At 59.9% G+C, this 18825-nt stretch carries 14 protein-coding genes and 1 tRNA gene; all 15 read right to left on the bottom strand.

The genetic code is table 11. The annotated features are described in order from the left end of the window. On the bottom strand, positions 1-472 hold a 472-nt coding region (locus tag GCT19_RS38025), incomplete at its 3' end, for a GTP-binding protein (RefSeq protein WP_152854801.1). Positions 473-520: 48 nt separating this feature from the next. After that, on the bottom strand, positions 521-2623 hold the full coding sequence (fusA, locus tag GCT19_RS38020) for an elongation factor G (RefSeq protein ID WP_321576943.1): 2103 nt from the start codon (positions 2621-2623) through the stop codon (positions 521-523). A gap of 132 nt (positions 2624-2755) precedes the next feature. Next, a complete protein-coding gene (gene rpsG / locus GCT19_RS38015; protein WP_006053291.1) occupies positions 2756-3226 on the bottom strand; it encodes a 30S ribosomal protein S7 in 471 nt (156 codons plus the stop codon). 180 nt (positions 3227-3406) lie between these two features. Beyond that, a complete protein-coding gene (gene rpsL / locus GCT19_RS38010) occupies positions 3407-3787 on the bottom strand; it encodes a 30S ribosomal protein S12 (RefSeq protein ID WP_006053290.1) in 381 nt (126 codons plus the stop codon). Positions 3788-4007: 220 nt separating this feature from the next. Further along, on the bottom strand, positions 4008-5855 hold the full coding sequence (gene recQ / locus GCT19_RS38005) for a DNA helicase RecQ (protein WP_152854800.1): 1848 nt from the start codon (positions 5853-5855) through the stop codon (positions 4008-4010). Between the two features lie 226 nt (positions 5856-6081). Beyond that, positions 6082-10320 (bottom strand): DNA-directed RNA polymerase subunit beta', encoded by a 4239-nt coding sequence (gene rpoC, locus GCT19_RS38000; RefSeq protein ID WP_018436995.1) that lies wholly within the window; start codon positions 10318-10320, stop codon positions 6082-6084. Between the two features lie 21 nt (positions 10321-10341). Then, positions 10342-14448 carry a DNA-directed RNA polymerase subunit beta gene (gene rpoB / locus GCT19_RS37995; protein ID WP_013090764.1) on the bottom strand — a complete coding sequence of 1369 codons (4107 nt, stop codon included), beginning with the start codon at positions 14446-14448 and terminating at the stop codon, positions 10342-10344. 369 nt (positions 14449-14817) lie between these two features. Continuing rightward, positions 14818-15195: a 50S ribosomal protein L7/L12 gene (rplL, locus tag GCT19_RS37990; protein ID WP_018420143.1), complete on the bottom strand. Its 378-nt coding sequence runs from the start codon at positions 15193-15195 to the stop codon at positions 14818-14820. A gap of 63 nt (positions 15196-15258) precedes the next feature. Further along, positions 15259-15762 carry a 50S ribosomal protein L10 gene (gene rplJ, locus GCT19_RS37985; RefSeq protein ID WP_321576942.1) on the bottom strand — a complete coding sequence of 168 codons (504 nt, stop codon included), beginning with the start codon at positions 15760-15762 and terminating at the stop codon, positions 15259-15261. 304 nt (positions 15763-16066) lie between these two features. Beyond that, a complete protein-coding gene (gene rplA, locus GCT19_RS37980; RefSeq protein WP_013090766.1) occupies positions 16067-16765 on the bottom strand; it encodes a 50S ribosomal protein L1 in 699 nt (232 codons plus the stop codon). Further along, complete coding sequence (rplK, locus tag GCT19_RS37975) at positions 16766-17197, bottom strand: 50S ribosomal protein L11 (RefSeq protein ID WP_008922976.1); 432 nt, start codon at positions 17195-17197, stop codon at positions 16766-16768. It lies immediately after the preceding gene. A 160-nt stretch (positions 17198-17357) separates the two neighbouring features. Next, entirely contained in the window at positions 17358-17915 is a 558-nt protein-coding gene (gene nusG / locus GCT19_RS37970) for a transcription termination/antitermination protein NusG (protein ID WP_152854799.1), read from the bottom strand. 1 nt (position 17916) lies between these two features. Continuing rightward, entirely contained in the window at positions 17917-18297 is a 381-nt protein-coding gene (gene secE, locus GCT19_RS37965) for a preprotein translocase subunit SecE (RefSeq protein WP_152854798.1), read from the bottom strand. Positions 18298-18332: 35 nt separating this feature from the next. Then, positions 18333-18408 (bottom strand) — tRNA-Trp (locus tag GCT19_RS37960). Between the two features lie 64 nt (positions 18409-18472). Beyond that, positions 18473-18825, bottom strand: a 353-nt coding sequence (locus tag GCT19_RS37955) for an EF-Tu C-terminal domain-related protein (protein WP_456299582.1), incomplete at its 5' end; no start/stop codon positions are given.

Raw genomic sequence — 18825 nt, 5'->3', positions numbered from 1 at the left:
GAAGTTCGCGAACTTCCATCTCGACGAGCTCCAGCAGCTCGGCGTCGTCCACCATGTCGCACTTGTTCAGGAACACGATGATGTACGGAACGCCAACCTGACGCGCCAGCAGGATGTGCTCACGCGTTTGCGGCATCGGGCCGTCTGCAGCCGAGCACACCAGGATCGCGCCGTCCATCTGTGCCGCGCCCGTGATCATGTTCTTCACGTAGTCAGCGTGGCCCGGGCAGTCGACGTGTGCGTAGTGGCGGTTAGCCGTTTCGTACTCGACGTGCGCGGTGTTGATGGTAATGCCGCGCGCCTTTTCTTCCGGCGCCGCGTCGATCTGGTCGTACGCCTTTGCTTCGCCGCCAAACTTCTGCGTCAGAACCGTCGTGATCGCTGCCGTCAGCGTGGTCTTGCCGTGGTCAACGTGACCGATCGTGCCCACGTTCACGTGCGGCTTGGTCCGTTCGAATTTACCTTTAGCCATGTTTCTCTTCTTTCAAAAAGTTAATCGTTGAATGACTTTGCCGCGCGATTACTTCGACTTCGCGTTGATGATCGCTTCCGACACGTTACGCGGAGCTTCAGCGTAGTGCTTGAACTCCATCGTGTACGTTGCACGACCCTGCGTCAGCGAACGCAGCGACGTCGAGTAGCCGAACATTTCCGACAGCGGCACCTCGGCGCGAACGATCTTGCCGCCACCCACCATGTCTTCCATGCCCTGGACGATACCGCGACGGCCCGACAGGTCGCCCATCACGTTGCCCATGTAATCTTCCGGCGTTTCGACTTCCACAGCCATCATCGGTTCGAGGATGACCGGGCTTGCCTTACGCATTGCTTCCTTGAACGCCATCGAACCGGCCATGCGGAACGCATTTTCGTTCGAGTCAACGTCGTGGTACGAACCGAACGTCAGGTGAACCTTCACGTCAACGACCGGGAAGCCCGCCAGCACGCCAGCCTTCAGCGTTTCCTGGATACCCTTGTCGACTGCCGGAATGTATTCACGCGGAATCACGCCGCCCTTGATCTCGTCGAGGAACTCGTAACCCTTGCCTTGTTCGTTCGGCTCGAGCGTGATGACTGCGTGACCGTACTGACCACGGCCGCCCGACTGCTTGACGAACTTGCCGTCAACGTCAGCAGCCGTGCTGCGGATCGTTTCGCGGTAAGCCACCTGCGGCTTTCCGACGGTCGCTTCCACGCCGAATTCACGCTTCATCCGGTCGACCAGAATTTCGAGGTGCAGCTCGCCCATACCCGAAATGATCGTTTGACCCGATTCTTCGTCCGTCTGAACGCGGAACGACGGATCTTCCTGAGCCAAGCGGTTCAGTGCCAGACCCATCTTTTCCTGGTCAGCCTTGGTCTTCGGCTCGACAGCCTGCGAAATCACCGGCTCCGGGAAAATCATGCGTTCGAGCACGATCGGGTTCTGCGGATCGCACAGCGTGTCACCCGTGGTCGCTTCTTTCAGGCCGACCGCAGCAGCGATGTCGCCTGCGCGCACTTCCTTGATTTCTTCGCGCTGGTTCGCGTGCATCTGCAGAATACGGCCCAGACGTTCCTTCTTGTCCTTGGTCGCGTTCAGCACGGTGTCGCCCGAATTGACGACGCCCGAGTACACACGGAAGAAGATCAGCTGGCCGACGAACGGGTCGGTCATGATCTTGAATGCCAGTGCTGAGAACTTTTCGTCGTCGGCCGCGCGGCGCTCAGCCTTTTCACCGTTTTCCAGCTCGCCGGTAACCGGCGGGATGTCGATCGGCGACGGCAGGAAGTCGAGCACGGCGTCCAGCATGCGCTGCACACCCTTGTTCTTGAACGCGGTGCCGCACAGCATCGGCTGGATTTCGCAAGCGATCGTACGGTCGCGCAGACCCTTGACGATTTCCTCTTCGGTCAGCTCACCCGACTCGAGGTACTTGTTCATCATGTCTTCGTTCGCTTCAGCCGCCGCTTCGACCATCTTTTCACGCCATTCGTTGCACGTGTCGACGAGCTCTGCCGGGATGTCTTCGTACGAGAACTTGGTGCCTTGGGACGCGTCGTCCCAAATGATCGCCTTCATCTTCATCAGATCGACGACGCCCGTGAAGTTCTCTTCCGCGCCGATAGGCACGACGACCGGAACCGGGTTCGCCTTCAGACGCAGCTTGAGCTGATCGTAGACCTTGAAGAAGTTCGCGCCGGTACGGTCCATTTTGTTGATGAACGCGAGACGGGGAACCTTGTACTTGTTAGCTTGGCGCCACACGGTTTCCGACTGGGGCTGCACGCCGCCCACAGCGCAGTACACCATGCACGCGCCATCGAGCACGCGCATCGAGCGCTCGACTTCGATCGTGAAGTCGACGTGACCCGGGGTGTCGATGATGTTGATGCGGTGCTCGGCGCGGTCGCCCGCCATGCCTTTCCAGAATGCCGTGGTAGCAGCGGAAGTAATCGTGATGCCGCGTTCCTGTTCCTGCTCCATCCAGTCCATGGTGGCAGCGCCGTCGTGAACTTCACCAATCTTATGGTTCACGCCCGTGTAGAACAGAATGCGCTCGGTCGTCGTCGTTTTGCCGGCGTCGATGTGAGCGCTAATACCGATGTTACGGTAGCGCTCGATAGGAGTCTTGCGAGCCACTTTGATCCTCTATTAGGATGACGCGATGCGAAAGATACCCATCGCGCTGTAACACAAACGGGCGAGGCGCCTTTGAAGCGCACCCGCCCGGAATTTCTTTCCGTTTTTCCGCTAGTCCCGGGGTCGGGAAGCTTAGAAACGGAAGTGCGAGAACGCCTTGTTGGCTTCTGCCATCCGGTGAACTTCGTCGCGCTTCTTCATCGCGCCGCCACGGCCTTCGGCCGCTTCGGAGAGTTCACCTGCCAGACGCAGGGCCATCGACTTCTCGCTGCGCTTCTTCGCGGCTTCACGCAGCCAACGCATCGCCAATGCCATACGACGCGACGGGCGCACTTCGACCGGAACCTGATAGTTCGCACCACCAACGCGGCGGCTCTTCACTTCGACCACCGGCTTGACGTTGTTGAGCGCCACCGTGAACACTTCCAGCGGGTCCTTGCCACCCTTGGTCTGGATCTGCTCGAAAGCGCCGTACACGATACGCTCGGCAACCGACTTCTTGCCGGAGAGCATCAGCACGTTCATGAATTTTGCTACATCAACGTTGCCGAATTTCGGATCCGGCAACACTTCCCGCTTGGGGACTTCGCGACGACGCGGCATGTTTCTTCCTTTACTTTTCAGTTGGAGCTGATTGCAGCCCCGCGGCCACCAACTAACCCGATTCATCCGTAAGACTAACCAGCCTGGTCGGGTGACCACTTACTCGATAGCACCGGCGATTCCGGCACCATCGCCATTACCGCCCTTGCAGGCGACCTGAAACTACGATTGACCGGCTAATTACTTGCCAGCCTTGGCACGCTTCGCACCGTACTTCGAGCGAGCCTGCTTACGATCCTTGACGCCCTGGGTATCCAGCGAGCCGCGAACCATGTGGTAACGCACACCCGGCAAGTCCTTCACACGGCCGCCGCGAATCAGCACGACCGAGTGTTCCTGCAGGTTGTGGCCTTCACCACCGATGTACGAAATGACTTCGAAGCCATTCGTCAGGCGAACTTTGGCGACCTTACGGAGTGCCGAGTTCGGCTTCTTCGGCGTCGTGGTGTACACACGGGTGCACACGCCGCGACGCTGGGGGCAGTCCTGCAAAGCCGGGCTCTTGCTCTTCGTCGTTTCCGACGTGCGGCCTTTGCGAACCAGTTGATTGATGGTTGGCATTGTTTATTCCTGAAATTGAACAAAATCGACGCATCTGTTTCCGGGCAAAGCGGAAACGCCTGCGCATCGAACTTCCGGTTGGCCTACTCACGCACGAATTGAAGCCGCGCGCAGGCATCCCAAGAACCGGAACCTAGCATAATATTCCGAAAATACTAAGGAAGTCAACAGGTTGCGATGGTTCGCATCCCTGTCAATCCGGCGAAACAGCCAGATGAGGTCAGTCGGCCGCCACGACGTTCAGCAATTCGTAGCCGAAACGGTCGAGTTTTCGCGCGCCCATGCCCGGAATCCCACGCAGATCGTCGATAGAATCAGGGCCGAGACGCGCGATTTCCGCGAGCGTCGCGTCATGGAAAATCACATACGCCGGCACGCCGTCGCTCTTCGCGGTTTCGGTGCGCCACATGCGTAGGCGCTCCCAGCGGGCGCGCTCGCGAGGGCCCATACCGATGGTCGGATCGGCGCGCTCGCTGGTGCGTCCCGACGATTGACGCGTGCGTGTGGGCTTGACGTAGCGCCGCATCGTCACTTTCTGCTCGCCCTTGAGCACCGGCTTGCTCGCCTCCGTGAGCACGAGTGAACCGTAGCCCTCGTGGTCGACCGTCAGGTAGCCGAACGCGACTAGCTGGCGGAAGATCGCACGCCACTCCGGCTCACCGAGCGCCGCACCAATACCGAACGTGGTCAGCTTCTCATGGCCGCGCTGCAAGATTTTCTCGCTGCGGTTGCCGCGCAAAATATCGATCAGATGTCCGGCGCCGAAATGGAAGCCGCTCGCACGCTGCGCGCGAAAAACACACGACAGCGCCATCTGAGCCTCGCGTGTCGCGTCCCAGGTCGGGGGCGGCTCGAGGCAGTTGTCGCAGTTGCCGCATGGTTGGCTTGTTTCGCCGAAGTACGCGAGCAGGCGCACCCGCCGGCAGGCCGCCGTTTCGCACAAACCGAGCAGCGCGTCGAGCTTGCCGGTCTGGACGCGCTTGTGCGCGTCATCGGCTTCGGATTCGTCGATCATCTTGCGCTGCTGCACGACGTCGCCGAGCCCGTAGGCCATCCACGCGTTCGACGGAAGCCCGTCGCGGCCCGCACGGCCGGTCTCCTGGTAGTACCCTTCGACGCTCTTTGGCAAATCCAGATGCGCGACGAACCGCACGTCGGGCTTGTCGATGCCCATGCCGAACGCAATCGTCGCGCACATCACGATGCCTTCCTCGCGCTGGAACATTTCCTGATGCTTCTGGCGCACCTCGAATTCCATGCCGGCGTGGTATGGCAGCGCGCGCATGCCCTTTTCCTTGAGCCACTCCGCGGTTTCCTCGACCTTGCGGCGCGACAGGCAATAGACAACGCCCGCGTCGGTTGTGCCGTCGGCCTTAGTATGCTCGGCGCGGATGAAGTCGAGCAGCTGCGTGCGCGCGTTGTCTTTTTCGGCGATGCGATAGCGGATGTTCGGCCGATCGAAACTCGACACGAACACGCGCGCATCGTCGAGCGCGAGACGATGAATGATTTCGTCGCGCGTGATCGCGTCGGCGGTCGCCGTCAGCGCAATGCGCGGCACGTTCGGAAAACGCTCGTGCAGCACCGACAGCTGGATATATTCGGGCCGGAAATCGTGTCCCCATTGCGACACACAGTGCGCTTCGTCGATCGCGAAGAGACCGATCCGCGTGCGCTCGAGCAGTTCCTGGAAGCGCGACGTCATCAGCCGCTCCGGTGCGACGTAGAGCAGATCGATGTCGCCGTCACGCAGCGCCCGCTCGGTGGCCATCGCCTCAGCGCTCGACAGCGTCGAGTTCAGGTACGCGGCCCGCACGCCGACTTCGGTCAGCGCGGCCACCTGATCCTGCATCAGCGCGATCAGCGGCGACACCACGATGCCGGTGCCAAAGCCGCGTTCGCGCCGTACCAGCGACGGAATCTGATAGCACAGCGACTTGCCGCCCCCCGTCGGCATCAGCACGAGGCAATCGCCGCCGTCGGCGACGTGCTCGACAATTTCGCCCTGCTGTCCTCTGAACGCGGGATAACCAAAGACTTCGTTGAGGATTTCGAGCGGACGGGACATGTATTTGACAGAGACGGCGAAGGAAACGGCACGCAGGCGGTGAGACGAATTTTACCAACGCATTCGTGCCGCGCCTGCGGTTTGCGACAACGCTGGCCATCAGGCTTAGGACTGCGCCGGAGCGTGGGAATGGTGCACGGGCAAAAAAGAGCATAAAAAAAGCCGCTCAGTCGAAACTGAGCGGCTTTCGTGGCTCGTCAGGCAAGGCGGCTTGCGCCGCCAGCACTTACTCGCCCGAGTGCTGCTGTTCGGCAGCCGGGGTTTCCGGCGTACCGAATTCGAACGACTCTTCCGCTGCGATCTGATCGAAACGCTCGCGGTCGGCCAGTTCCTTGCTCTTGCGCGCCTTGTGGAACGCGAGACCCGTACCGGCCGGGATCAGACGGCCGACGATCACGTTTTCCTTCAGGCCACGCAGGTCGTCGCGCTTGCCCATGATCGCCGCTTCGGTCAGCACGCGGGTCGTTTCCTGGAACGACGCCGCGGAGATGAACGAATCGGTCGACAGCGACGCCTTCGTGATACCGAGCAGCACGTTTTCGTACGTTGCCGGACGCTTGTCTTCCGCGATCATACGGTCGTTCTCGTCGAGCATATCCGACCGCTCGACCTGTTCGCCCGGGATGAAACGCGTATCGCCGTTGTCCGTGATCTGGACGCGGCGCAGCATCTGACGCACGATCACTTCAATGTGCTTGTCGTTGATCTTCACGCCTTGCAGACGGTACACGTCCTGCACTTCGTCCACGATGTAACGCGACAGCGCCTCGACGCCCTGCAGACGCAGGATGTCGTGCGGATCCGCCGGTCCGTCGACGATCATTTCGCCCTTGTTGACGACCTGACCATCGTGCACCAGAACCTGCTTTTCCTTCGCGATCAGGAACTCGTGCTGGTTGCCCTCGAGGTCCGTGATAACGAGACGCTGCTTGCCCTTCGTGTCCTTACCGAACGACGTCGTACCCGTGACTTCCGCGAGGATACCCGCGTCCTTCGGCGAACGTGCTTCGAACAGTTCCGCCACACGCGGCAGACCACCGGTAATGTCACGCGTCTTCTGCGATTCGGTCGGGATACGTGCGAGCACTTCACCAACCTGCACCTGCTGACCGTCCTTCACGGTGATCAGCGCGCCGACCTGGAAGCCGATCTGCACCGAGTGCTCGGTGTTCGGGATCTTCACTTCCTCGCCGTTCGCATCGAGAAGCTTGACCTGCGGACGCACCGTCTTCGACGCCTGGGAACCACGACGCTTCACGTCGATCACGACGAGCGTGGACAGACCCGTCACGTCGTCGATCTGCTTCGCGACCGTCACGCCTTCCTCGACGTTCTCGAACTTCACCGTGCCACCGTACTCGGTGATGATCGGACGCGTCATCGGATCCCACGTGGCCAGTTGCGTGCCAGCCTTGATCTGCGCACCGTCGAGCTGCAGCAGCGTGGCGCCGTACGGCACCTTGTGACGCTCGCGCTCGCGGCCGTGATCGTCGGTGATCATCGCCTCGCCCGAACGCGAGATGACGATCTGCTCGCCCTTCGCATTCGTGACGTAACGCATCGTCGACGTGAAACGCACCGTACCGTTCGACTTCGCTTCGACCGACGAAGCCACCGCCGCACGCGACGCCGCGCCACCGATGTGGAACGTACGCATCGTGAGCTGCGTGCCCGGTTCACCGATCGACTGCGCCGCGATCACACCGACCGCTTCGCCGACGTTCACCAGCGAGCCGCGGCCAAGATCGCGACCGTAGCAGGCCGCGCACAGACCGTAGCGCGTCTCGCAGGTGAGCGGCGTGCGCACGCGAACTTCGTCGATGCCGAGGCGTTCGATGTCTTCGACCGCGTCTTCATCGAGCAGCGTGCCAGCTTCGAACAGCGTTTCCTGCGATTCCGGGTTGACGATGTCAGCCACGGCCACGCGACCCAGAATACGGTCACGCAGCGCTTCGACCACTTCACCGCCTTCCACGAGCGCCTTCATCGCCACGCCGTTCGACGTGCCGCAATCTTCCTCGACGACGACCAGATCCTGCGTCACGTCGACGAGACGACGCGTCAGGTAACCCGAGTTCGCGGTCTTCAGTGCCGTATCAGCCAGACCCTTACGTGCTCCGTGGGTCGAGATGAAGTACTGCAACACGTTCAGACCTTCGCGGAAGTTCGCCGTAATCGGCGTCTCGATGATCGAGCCGTCCGGCTTCGCCATCAGACCGCGCATACCGGCCAGCTGACGGATCTGAACCGCGGAACCACGAGCACCCGAGTCCGCCATCATGTAGATGGAGTTGAACGACTCCTGACGCGTCTGGTTGCCGTCACGGTCCGTGACCGGTTCCGTCGACAGCTGCTCCATCATCGCCTTGCCGACCGCTTCCGACGTCGCCGACCAGATGTCAACCACGTTGTTGTAGCGTTCCTGCGCGGTGACGAGACCCGACATGTACTGGCGGTCGTATTCCTTCACCTTCTTTGCGGCATCGCCGACGATGATTTCCTTCTGCGGCGGCACGAGCATGTCGTCGACGCAGATCGAAATACCTGCGCGCGTTGCCAGGCGGAAGCCCGACTGCATCAGCTGGTCGGCGAAAATCACCGTCTCACGCAGACCGCACTTGCGGAACGCGGTGTTGATCAGACGCGAGATTTCCTTCTTCTTCAGCGGCTTATTCAGCACCGAGAACGGCAGACCCGGCGGCAGGATTTCCGACAGGATCGAGCGGCCGACCGTGGTCGCGTACAGCGTGATCTTCGGCACGAACGCCGGCGCGCCTTCCGACTTGTCTTCGTTGTGGACCATTTCAGTGATCCGCACGTTGACGCGCGAGGCCAGCTCGACTTCCTTGTTCTCGTACGCACGCAGCACTTCCGACACGCCCGTGAACGTCAGGCCTTCGCCCTTGCCGTTCACCGCTTCGCGCGTCGCGTAGTACAGGCCGAGCACGATGTCCTGCGACGGCACGATCGACGGATCGCCGTTGGCCGGGAACAGCACGTTGTTCGACGCGAGCATCAGCGTGCGCGCTTCCATCTGCGCTTCGAGCGACAGCGGCACGTGAACGGCCATCTGGTCACCGTCGAAGTCGGCGTTGAACGCCGCGCAGACGAGCGGGTGCAGCTGGATTGCCTTACCTTCGATCAGCACCGGCTCGAAAGCCTGGATGCCGAGACGGTGCAGCGTCGGCGCACGGTTCAGCATGACCGGATGTTCGCGGATCACCTCTTCGAGGATGTCCCACACGACCGGCGTCTGGTTCTCGACTTCCTTCTTCGCAGCCTTGATGGTGGTAGCGACACCCATCACTTCGAGCTTGTTGAAGATGAACGGCTTGAACAGTTCGAGCGCCATCAGCTTCGGCAGACCGCACTGGTGCAGCTTCAACGTCGGGCCGACCACGATCACCGAACGGCCCGAGTAGTCGACACGCTTACCGAGCAGGTTCTGGCGGAAGCGACCGCCCTTACCCTTGATCATGTCAGCGAGCGACTTCAGCGGACGCTTGTTCGCGCCGGTCATCGCCTTACCGCGACGGCCGTTGTCGAGCAGCGAGTCGACGGCTTCCTGCAGCATCCGCTTTTCGTTGCGGACGATGATTTCCGGCGCCTTCAGCTCGAGCAGACGCTTCAACCGGTTGTTACGGTTGATCACGCGGCGATACAGGTCGTTCAGGTCCGACGTCGCGAAACGGCCGCCGTCGAGCGGCACCAGCGGACGCAGTTCCGGCGGCAGCACCGGCAGCACTTCGAGGACCATCCAGTCCGGCTTGATGCCCGAACGCTGGAACGCCTCGAGCACCTTCAGGCGCTTCGCGTACTTCTTGATCTTCGCTTCCGAGCCGGTGTTGCGCAGTTCCGTGCGCAGCAACTCGACCTGCTCGTCGATGTTGATCGCGCGCAGCAGTTCGCGAATACCTTCCGCGCCCATTTCGGCACGGAATTCGTCGCCGTATTCCTCGACCTTGTTGTAGTAATCCTCTTCGGTCATGATCTGCCGCGCTTTGAGCGGCGTCATGCCCGGATCGATCACTACGTATGCTTCGAAGTACAGCACGCGCTCGATGTCGCGCAGCGTCATGTCGAGCACCATGCCCAGACGCGACGGCAACGACTTCAGGAACCAGATGTGCGCGACCGGCGAGGCCAGCTCAATGTGGCCCATGCGCTCACGACGCACCTTCGCGAGCGTCACTTCGACGCCGCACTTCTCGCAGATCACGCCACGATGCTTCAAGCGCTTGTACTTGCCGCAAAGGCATTCGTAGTCCTTGATCGGACCGAAAATCTTCGCGCAGAACAGACCATCGCGCTCCGGCTTGAACGTGCGGTAGTTGATGGTTTCCGGCTTCTTGACTTCACCGAACGACCACGAACGGATCTTGTCCGGCGAGGCCAAGCCGATCTTGATCGCGTCAAAAACTTCAGGTTGTTGGACTTGCTTGAATAGATCGAGCAAAGCTTTCATCGCTTCTCTCCAGTAGTCCGATTAGTTCCGGTCCAGGTCGATGTCGATACCCAGCGACCGGATTTCCTTCACCAACACGTTGAACGACTCAGGCATGCCGGCATCGATCACGTGATCGCCCTTGACCAGATTCTCGTAAACCTTGGTCCGGCCCGTCACGTCGTCCGACTTCACCGTCAGCATTTCCTGCAGCACGTACGATGCGCCGTACGCTTCGAGCGCCCACACTTCCATTTCACCGAAACGCTGGCCACCGAACTGCGCCTTACCGCCCAACGGCTGCTGCGTCACGAGCGAGTACGGGCCCGTGGAACGAGCGTGCATCTTGTCGTCGACCAGGTGGTGCAGCTTCAGGTAGTGCATGTAACCGACCGTCACCGTACGTTCGAACATCTCGCCCGTGCGGCCGTCGAACAGGCGGACCTGGTTCTTCGATGGCGTCATGCCGAGGTTCTGAGCGATCTCGTCCGGGAAAGCCAGATCCAGCGCGCGCGACATTTCTTCTTCCGTCGCACCATCGAACACCGGCGTTGCGAACGGCACGCCTTCGCGCAGGTTCTTCGCCAGTTCGAGGATTTCGTCGTCGCTGAAGCTGTCCAGCTCTTCGGCGCGGCCCGATTCGTTGTAGATCTTGATCAGGAATTCGCGCAGTTCAGCGATCTTCGCCTGACGCTGCAGCATTTCGCCGATACGCCAGCCGAGACCCTTCGCGGCCCAACCCAGATGCACTTCGAGAACCTGACCCACGTTCATCCGCGACGGCACGCCGAGCGGGTTCAGAACGACGTCAGCCGGACGGCCGTCGGCCATGTACGGCATGTCTTCGATCGGCACGATCTTCGACACGACACCCTTGTTACCGTGGCGCCCTGCCATCTTGTCGCCAGGCTGCAGACGGCGCTTCACTGCCAGATACACCTTGACCATCTTCAGCACGCCCGGCGGCAATTCGTCGCCTTGGGTGAGCTTCTTGCGCTTCTCTTCGAACGCGAGGTCGAACTGGTGACGCTTCTCTTCGATCGAGTTCTTGATCGCTTCGAGCTGGGCCGCTGCTTCTTCATCCGCGAGGCGGATGTCGAACCAGTGGTAGTGGTCCAGATCTTCGAGGTAAGCGCGCTCGATCTTCGTGCCCTTGGCGAGCTTCTTCGGACCGCCGTTCGCAACCTTGCCTTCGAGCATACGTGCGAGACGCTGGAACGCATCGCCTTCCACGATACGCAGCTGGTCGTTCAGGTCGAGACGATAGCGCTTCAGTTCATCGTCGATGATCTGTTGGGCGCGCTTGTCGCGCTGGATGCCTTCACGCGTGAACACCTGAACGTCGATCACGGTACCGCTCATGCCCGACGGCACACGCAGCGACGTGTCCTTCACGTCAGATGCCTTCTCACCGAAGATCGCGCGCAGCAGCTTTTCTTCCGGCGTCAGCTGGGTTTCGCCCTTCGGCGTGACCTTGCCGACCAGCACGTCACCCGCTTCGACTTCCGCGCCGATGTACACGATGCCCGACTCGTCGAGACGGCCAAGCTGCACTTCCGCGAGGTTCGAGATGTCGCGCGTAATTTCTTCCGGTCCGAGCTTCGTGTCGCGTGCAACGACGTTCAGTTCTTCGATGTGGATCGACGTGTAACGGTCGTCCGCAACCACCTTCTCCGAGATCAGGATCGAGTCTTCGAAGTTGTAGCCGTTCCACGGCATGAACGCGATCAGCATGTTCTGGCCGAGCGCGAGCTCGCCCAGATCGGTCGATGCGCCGTCAGCCAGCACGTCACCGCGCGCAACCTTGTCGCCCATCTTCACGATCGGACGCTGGTTGATGTTCGTGTTCTGGTTCGAACGCGTGTACTTGATCAGGTTGTAGATGTCGACACCGACTTCGCCCGCAACCGCTTCGTCGTCGTTCACGCGAATCACGATACGGCCCGCGTCGACGTAATCGACCACGCCGCCACGCAGTGCCTGAACCGTCGTGCCCGAGTCGACCGCCACGGTGCGCTCGATGCCCGTACCGACGACCGGCTTTTCCGGACGCAGACACGGTACAGCCTGACGCTGCATGTTCGAGCCCATCAACGCGCGGTTCGCGTCGTCGTGCTCGAGGAACGGAATCAGCGAAGCTGCGACCGACACGATCTGCGACGGCGCCACGTCCATGTACTGGATGCGATCCGGCGTCACCATCAGCGTTTCGCCCGCTTCACGCGACGAGACGAGTTCGTCAGTCAGCGTGCCGTCGTCGGCCACCGCCGCGTTCGCCTGAGCGATCACGTAACGGCCTTCTTCGATCGCCGACAGGTAGTCGATCTGGTCGGTCACCTTGCCGTCCGCGACCTTGCGATAGGGCGTCTCGAGGAAGCCGTATTCGTTCAGGTGCGCGTACAGAGCGAGCGAGTTGATCAGACCGATGTTCGGACCTTCCGGCGTTTCGATCGGGCACACGCGGCCGTAGTGGGTCGGATGCACGTCGCGGACTTCGAAGCCTGCGCGCTCACGCGTCAGACCGCCCGGGCCCAGTGCGGAAACACGACGCTTGTGCGTGATTTCCGACAGCGGGTTGGTCTGGTCCATGAACTGCGACAGCTGCGACGAACCGAAGAACTCGCGAATCGCCGACGAGATCGGTTTCGAGTTGATCAGGTCGTGCGGCATCAGGTTTTCACTTTCGGCCTGGCCGAGGCGTTCCTTCACAGCACGTTCGACACGCACGAGGCCTGCGCGGAACTGGTTCTCCGCGAGTTCGCCGACGCAACGCACACGACGGTTGCCGAGGTGGTCGATATCGTCCACTTCGCCCTTGCCGTTGCGCAGCTCAACCAGGATCTTGATCGTCGCGAGGATGTCGTCGTCCTGCAGCGTCATCGGGCCGACGATTTCGTCGCGGCCGACGCGGCGGTTGAACTTCATACGACCCACCTTCGACAGGTCGTACGCTTCTTCGCTGTAGAACAGGCGGTTGAACAACGCCTCGACCGCTTCTTCCGTCGGCGGCTCGCCCGGACGCATCATGCGGTAGATCGCGATGCGCGCGGCCATCTTGTCGGCCGTTTCATCGATACGCAGCGTCGACGAGATATACGGACCCTGGTCCAGATCGTTCGTGTAGAGCGTCTGGATGTCCTTGATCTTCGCTTCGCGCAGCTTCTCGAGCACCGATTCGGTGATTTCGTCGTTCGCGTTCGCGATGACTTCACCCGTATCGCCGTCGATCACGTTCTTCGCGAGCACGCGGCCGAGCAGATAGTCTTCCGGTACCGAGATGAACTTGGTCTTCGCGTTATCGAGGTCGCGAATGTGCTTGGCGTTGATCCGCTTGTCCTTCTGGACGATCACGTTGCCATCGCGGTCCGTGATATCGAAGCGCGCGACTTCACCGCGCAGACGCTCCGGCACGAATTCCATCTGCGCGCCTTCCGGCATCAGCGTGAAATTGTCGAACACGAAGAAGTTTGCGAGGATCTGTTCCGGCGTCAGGCCGATTGCCTTCAGCAGGATCGTGACCGGCATCTTACGGCGACGGTCGACGCGGAAGTACAGCACGTCCTTCGGGTCGAATTCGAAGTCGAGCCACGAACCGCGGTAAGGAATGATACGTGCCGAGAACAGGAGCTTGCCCGAGCTGTGCGTCTTGCCCTTGTCGTGTTCAAAAAACACACCCGGCGAACGGTGCAACTGCGAAACGATCACGCGTTCCGTGCCGTTGATGACAAACGAACCGGTCGGTGTCATGAGCGGGATTTCGCCCATGTACACTTCCTGTTCCTTCACTTCCTTGACGACCGGCTTGCTCGGCGATTCCTTGTCGAGCAGCACCAGACGTACCTTGGCGCGCAGCGCCGAACAGTACGTCAGACCGCGCTGCTGGCATTCCTTGATGTTGAATGCCGGCGGCGACAGCATGTAGCTGACGAACTCGAGACGCGCGAAGCCGTTGTGCGAAACGATCGGGAAAACGGAAGTAAACGCGGCCTGCAGGCCTTCCGGCTTGCGTTGCGTAGACGACGTATCTGCTTGCAGAAACGTGCTGAATGATTCAAGCTGGGTAGCCAGCAGGAAAGGTACTTGGTGAACGATGGGGCGCTTCGCAAAACTCTTGCGAATACGCTTCTTCTCGGTGAAGGAATATTGCATACGATCTCCGAATCACGGCGGGCATAGTTGTCGAGGCAGGATACCTTGATGAGACAACCCGAGTGTTCACCGACTGAGACCCGATGGCCGTCCGATGGCTTGAACGAGCCTAGAAGCTTGGTGGTTGGCCGCTACCAACCGCTGGCTGACGGCAGCGGATGCCTGTGTTGCCCGCTACCCGACCAAACTTGCCTTCTGCAGTCGCTTCAGAAGACAAAGAGAAACGCCGGTCAATATTACCGAAGGCGTTTTTCTTTGGCTTCTGGAAATCACATTCCTGCTGGCATACGCCTGCAAAAACGCGCCCTCCACAAAGCACAAAAAGGCCGGCGGTGGAAAACCGCCAGCCTTCGCGCAGCGCGGTGAAACTTACTTGATTTCAACCTTCGCGCCGGCTTCTTCCAGCTTCTTCTTGGCTTCTTCAGCAGCAGCCTTGGGCACCGCCTCCTTAACGGGCTTCGGTGCGCCGTCGACCAGATCCTTCGCTTCCTTCAGGCCGAGACCCGTAAGTTCGCGAACAGCCTTAATGACCGAAACCTTGTTTGCACCGGTTTCAGCCAGGATGACCGTGAATTCGGTCTGCTCTTCAGCAGCAGCTGCGCCGCCGGCGGCGCCTGCCGGGCCTGCCACTGCAACAGCAGCTGCCGACACGCCAAACTTTTCTTCGAACGCCTTGACCAGCTCGTTCAGTTCCAGAACCGACATCGAGCCTACGGCTTCGAGGATGTCTTCTTTTGCGATTGCCATTTGAAATACTCCTAAATTGAATTCGGATACAGCCAGCGATCAATCACGCTCGACCGAAGTGCATTACGCAGCGGTTTCTTCGCCTTGTTTCTTTTCTGCCAGCGCGGCCAGAGCGCGCGCGAAGCCGGAAACAGGTGCCTGCATAACGTACAACAGCTTGGAGAGCAGTTCTTCGCGGCTCGGGATGTTTGCCAGCGCTTGCACGCCAGCCTTGTCCATCACCTCGCCTTCGTAGGAACCAGCCTTGATGACCAACTTATCATTGCTCTTGCTGAAGTCATTGACGACCTTAGCAGCAGCAATTGCATCTTCCGAGATGCCGTAGATCAGGGGGCCAGTCATCTGCTCTGCCAGCGGAGCAAACGGGGTACCCTCGACGGCGCGACGCGCCAGCGTGTTCTTCAACACGCGAAGGTAAACCTGTTGCTCACGCGCTTTCGCGCGCAGCTTGGTCAGATCGCCAACCGCGATTCCACGATACTCAGCCAGAACCACGGTCTGAGCTTTCGCGACTTGCGCGGCAACCTCAGCGACGACGGCCTGCTTGCTTTCTTTGTTGAGTGGCACGGTTAACCTCCAGATTCGATACACGCGGCGTGCGCCTTGTGTACCGCGTTCAATAACGGCGTCCGACCAGTCAGGAGTATTTCGACCGTCCAAAGCCCGCATTGCTACGGACATCCGACGGCTTCATCACCACAAAACCTTTTCGGGTTCGCCATCTGCGTTGGCTTTACATTAAGGACCCGCCTACCTGCTACGTGCCCGCCAACGGTCTTTGACAACCGGTTGCGCAATGCAGACTGCCACCTCGCAACCGCCCAAAGCCCTTAAAAACCGCCCCGGTTCGCACCAGAGCGGCGAAAATTTTTTACTGTGCAGCGATCGACGTTTGGTCAACGCGAACGCCAACCCCCATCGTGCTCGACAGGGCAACCTTGCGCAGGTACACGCCTTTGCTCGTTGCCGGCTTGGCCTTTTGCAGCGCTTCGATCAGCGCGTTCAGGTTGTTGCGCAGAGCTGCAGGTTCAAACGAAGCGCGGCCGATCGTTGCGTGGATGATACCGGCCTTGTCGACACGGAATTGCACCTGACCCGCCTTGGCGTTCTTGACCGCGGTCGCCACGTCCGGCGTCACCGTCCCGACCTTCGGGTTCGGCATCAGACCGCGTGGGCCGAGGATCTGACCGAGCGTACCGACAATACGCATCGTGTCAGGCGAAGCGATCACGATGTCGAAGTTCAGGTTGCCGGCCTTGACCTGTTCAGCCAGGTCTTCCATACCGACGACGTCAGCACCAGCGGCACGGGCCTGCTCAGCCTTGTCGCCCTGCGCGAATACAGCGACGCGGACCGACTTACCGGTACCAGCCGGCAGCACGACCGAACCGCGAACCACTTGATCCGACTTCTTCGCATCGATGCCGAGTTGGACGGCGACGTCGATCGACTCGTCGAACTTCGCGCTTGCACATTCCTTTACGAGCGAAAGAGCATCTTCAATCGGGTAGAGCTTCTGACGATCCACTTTGGCTGCAAATGCTTGCAGACGTTTCGAAAGCTTAGCCATTTACACGCCCTCCACGGTGATGCCCATCGAGCGGGCGCTACCAGCGATTGTACGAACCGCTGCGTCCAGATCAGCAGCCGTCAGATCGGGCATCTTGGTCTTGGCGATATCTTCTGCTTGAGCACGGGTGATCTTGCCGACTTTGTCGGTATGCGGCTTGCTCGAACCCTTGTCGAGCTTCGCTGCCTTCTTGATCAGAACCGTTGCCGGCGGCGTCTTCAGAACGAACGTGAAGCTCTTGTCCGCGAATGCGGTGATCACAACAGGAATCGGCAGACCCGGTTCCATGGCTTGAGTCTGCGCGTTGAACGCCTTGCAGAACTCCATGATGTTCAGGCCGCGCTGCCCCAGTGCCGGACCGACCGGCGGCGACGGGTTGGCTTTACCTGCAGGAATCTGCAGCTTGATAAAGCCGATAATTTTCTTTGCCATTTCGAGAACCTCTTTGGAGCGCCGACTTACGTGCGAGCGCTCAGTGAGTAGTAGCGCGTGTTCGCCGACAGTTGGCTAGTTACGCTCCTCAACGGCCATTACGCGGACCGTAAGCGCGAAATACGAAACGCACCTAGTGGTGCGTTCCGTTAAATCTGGACTACAACTTTTCGACCTGACCGAATTCCAATTCGACCGGCGTTGCGCGGCCGAAGATCGTAACGGAAACACGGACTCGCGACTTTTCGTAGTTCACTTCTTCGACGCTGCCGTTGAAATCTGTGAACGGGCCTTCTTTCACCCGTACCATCTCGCCCACTTCAAACAGGGTCTTCGGACGCGGCTTCTCGACGCCTTCCTGCATCTGCGACATGATTTTCTCAACTTCCCGAGGGGAAATCGGACTCGGCCGGTTGCGCGCTCCCCCAACGAAACCGGTCACCTTCGCCGTGTTCTTCACGAGGTGCCACGTCTCATCTGTCATTTCCATTTCGACCAAAACGTAGCCGGGAAAGAAACGACGTTCCGTCACTGATTTGTGACCGCCCTTTACCTCAACAACTTCCTCTGTGGGAACGAGTATCTGGCCGAACTGTTCCTGCATACCAGCTCGCTCGATGCGCTCCTGAAGCGCTCGTTGCACGCTCCTCTCCATACCGGAGTATGCGTGCACCACGTACCAACGTTTACCGCTCGGGGATGCCGGAGTATCACTCATATCATTTCCAACCCAGAATCGCCGAGAAAATCGCCCACTCGATGGATTTATCACAAACCCACAGGAAGATGGCCATCACGACGACGAAGCCGAACACTACAAGCGTCGTTTGAGTCGCTTCTTTACGAGTCGGCCAAACAACCTTACGGACTTCTTTGTACGAGTCTTTGGCGAAAGCAATGAATCCCTTGCCAGGCGCTGAGAGAAGACCGACTGCGACACCCGCGATCGCACCAACAGCCAAGGCAGCTCCGCGGATGTACCATTCCTGGCCATTCAGCCAGAAGAACCCCACGAACCCGGCCAAGACCAGCAACACACCGGCGATCAACATCATCTTGTCGCCGGATGTATTTACAGTTTCGACGGAAGGATTCGCCATAACACCTTAACGAAGCGCCACTTCGACGCGATAGTTGGCAGGGGCAGAGGGAATCGAACCCCCAACCTTCGGTTTTGGAGACCGACGCTCTGCCAGTTGAGCTATACCCCTAAACCATTTGGGGTTGACGACACCGCCAACCCCGATACAACCGATTATCGAGAACTGCCTGGCGTTACTCGATGATCTTTGCGACGACACCAGCGCCGACCGTACGACCGCCTTCGCGGATTGCGAAGCGCAGGCCTTCTTCCATTGCGATCGGGTTGATCAGCTTCACCGTGATCGACACGTTGTCGCCCGGCATCACCATTTCCTTGTCCTTCGGCAGCTCGATCGAGCCCGTCACGTCCGTCGTACGGAAGTAGAACTGCGGACGGTAGTTGTTGAAGAACGGCGTGTGACGGCCGCCTTCGTCCTTGCTCAGCACGTACACTTCAGCCGTGAAGTGCGTGTGCGGGTTGATCGAACCCGGCTTGGCCAGAACCTGACCACGCTCCACGTCTTCACGCTTCGTGCCGCGCAGCA

It is taken from the genome of Paraburkholderia atlantica (assembly GCF_009362785.1).
GTDB classification, from domain to species: domain Bacteria; phylum Pseudomonadota; class Gammaproteobacteria; order Burkholderiales; family Burkholderiaceae; genus Paraburkholderia; species Paraburkholderia atlantica.
The sequence above is the reverse complement of the archived record's forward strand: the minus strand, read 5'-3'. Positions and strand labels throughout refer to the sequence as shown.

Bases quoted from the DNA above. Each gene is read 5' to 3' on its own strand.
- rpsG (WP_006053291.1), bottom strand. From the start codon at position 3,226: ATGCCGCGTCGTCGCGAAGTCCCCAAGCGGGAAGTGTTGCCGGATCCG.
- rpsL (WP_006053290.1), bottom strand. From the start codon at position 3,787: ATGCCAACCATCAATCAACTGGTTCGCAAAGGCCGCACGTCGGAAACG.
- recQ (WP_152854800.1), bottom strand. From the start codon at position 5,855: ATGTCCCGTCCGCTCGAAATCCTCAACGAAGTCTTTGGTTATCCCGCG.
- rpoC (WP_018436995.1), bottom strand. From the start codon at position 10,320: ATGAAAGCTTTGCTCGATCTATTCAAGCAAGTCCAACAACCTGAAGTT.
- rpoB (WP_013090764.1), bottom strand. From the start codon at position 14,448: ATGCAATATTCCTTCACCGAGAAGAAGCGTATTCGCAAGAGTTTTGCG.
- rplL (WP_018420143.1), bottom strand. From the start codon at position 15,195: ATGGCAATCGCAAAAGAAGACATCCTCGAAGCCGTAGGCTCGATGTCG.
- rplA (WP_013090766.1), bottom strand. From the start codon at position 16,765: ATGGCTAAGCTTTCGAAACGTCTGCAAGCATTTGCAGCCAAAGTGGAT.
- rplK (WP_008922976.1), bottom strand. From the start codon at position 17,197: ATGGCAAAGAAAATTATCGGCTTTATCAAGCTGCAGATTCCTGCAGGT.
- nusG (WP_152854799.1), bottom strand. From the start codon at position 17,915: ATGAGTGATACTCCGGCATCCCCGAGCGGTAAACGTTGGTACGTGGTG.
- secE (WP_152854798.1), bottom strand. From the start codon at position 18,297: ATGGCGAATCCTTCCGTCGAAACTGTAAATACATCCGGCGACAAGATG.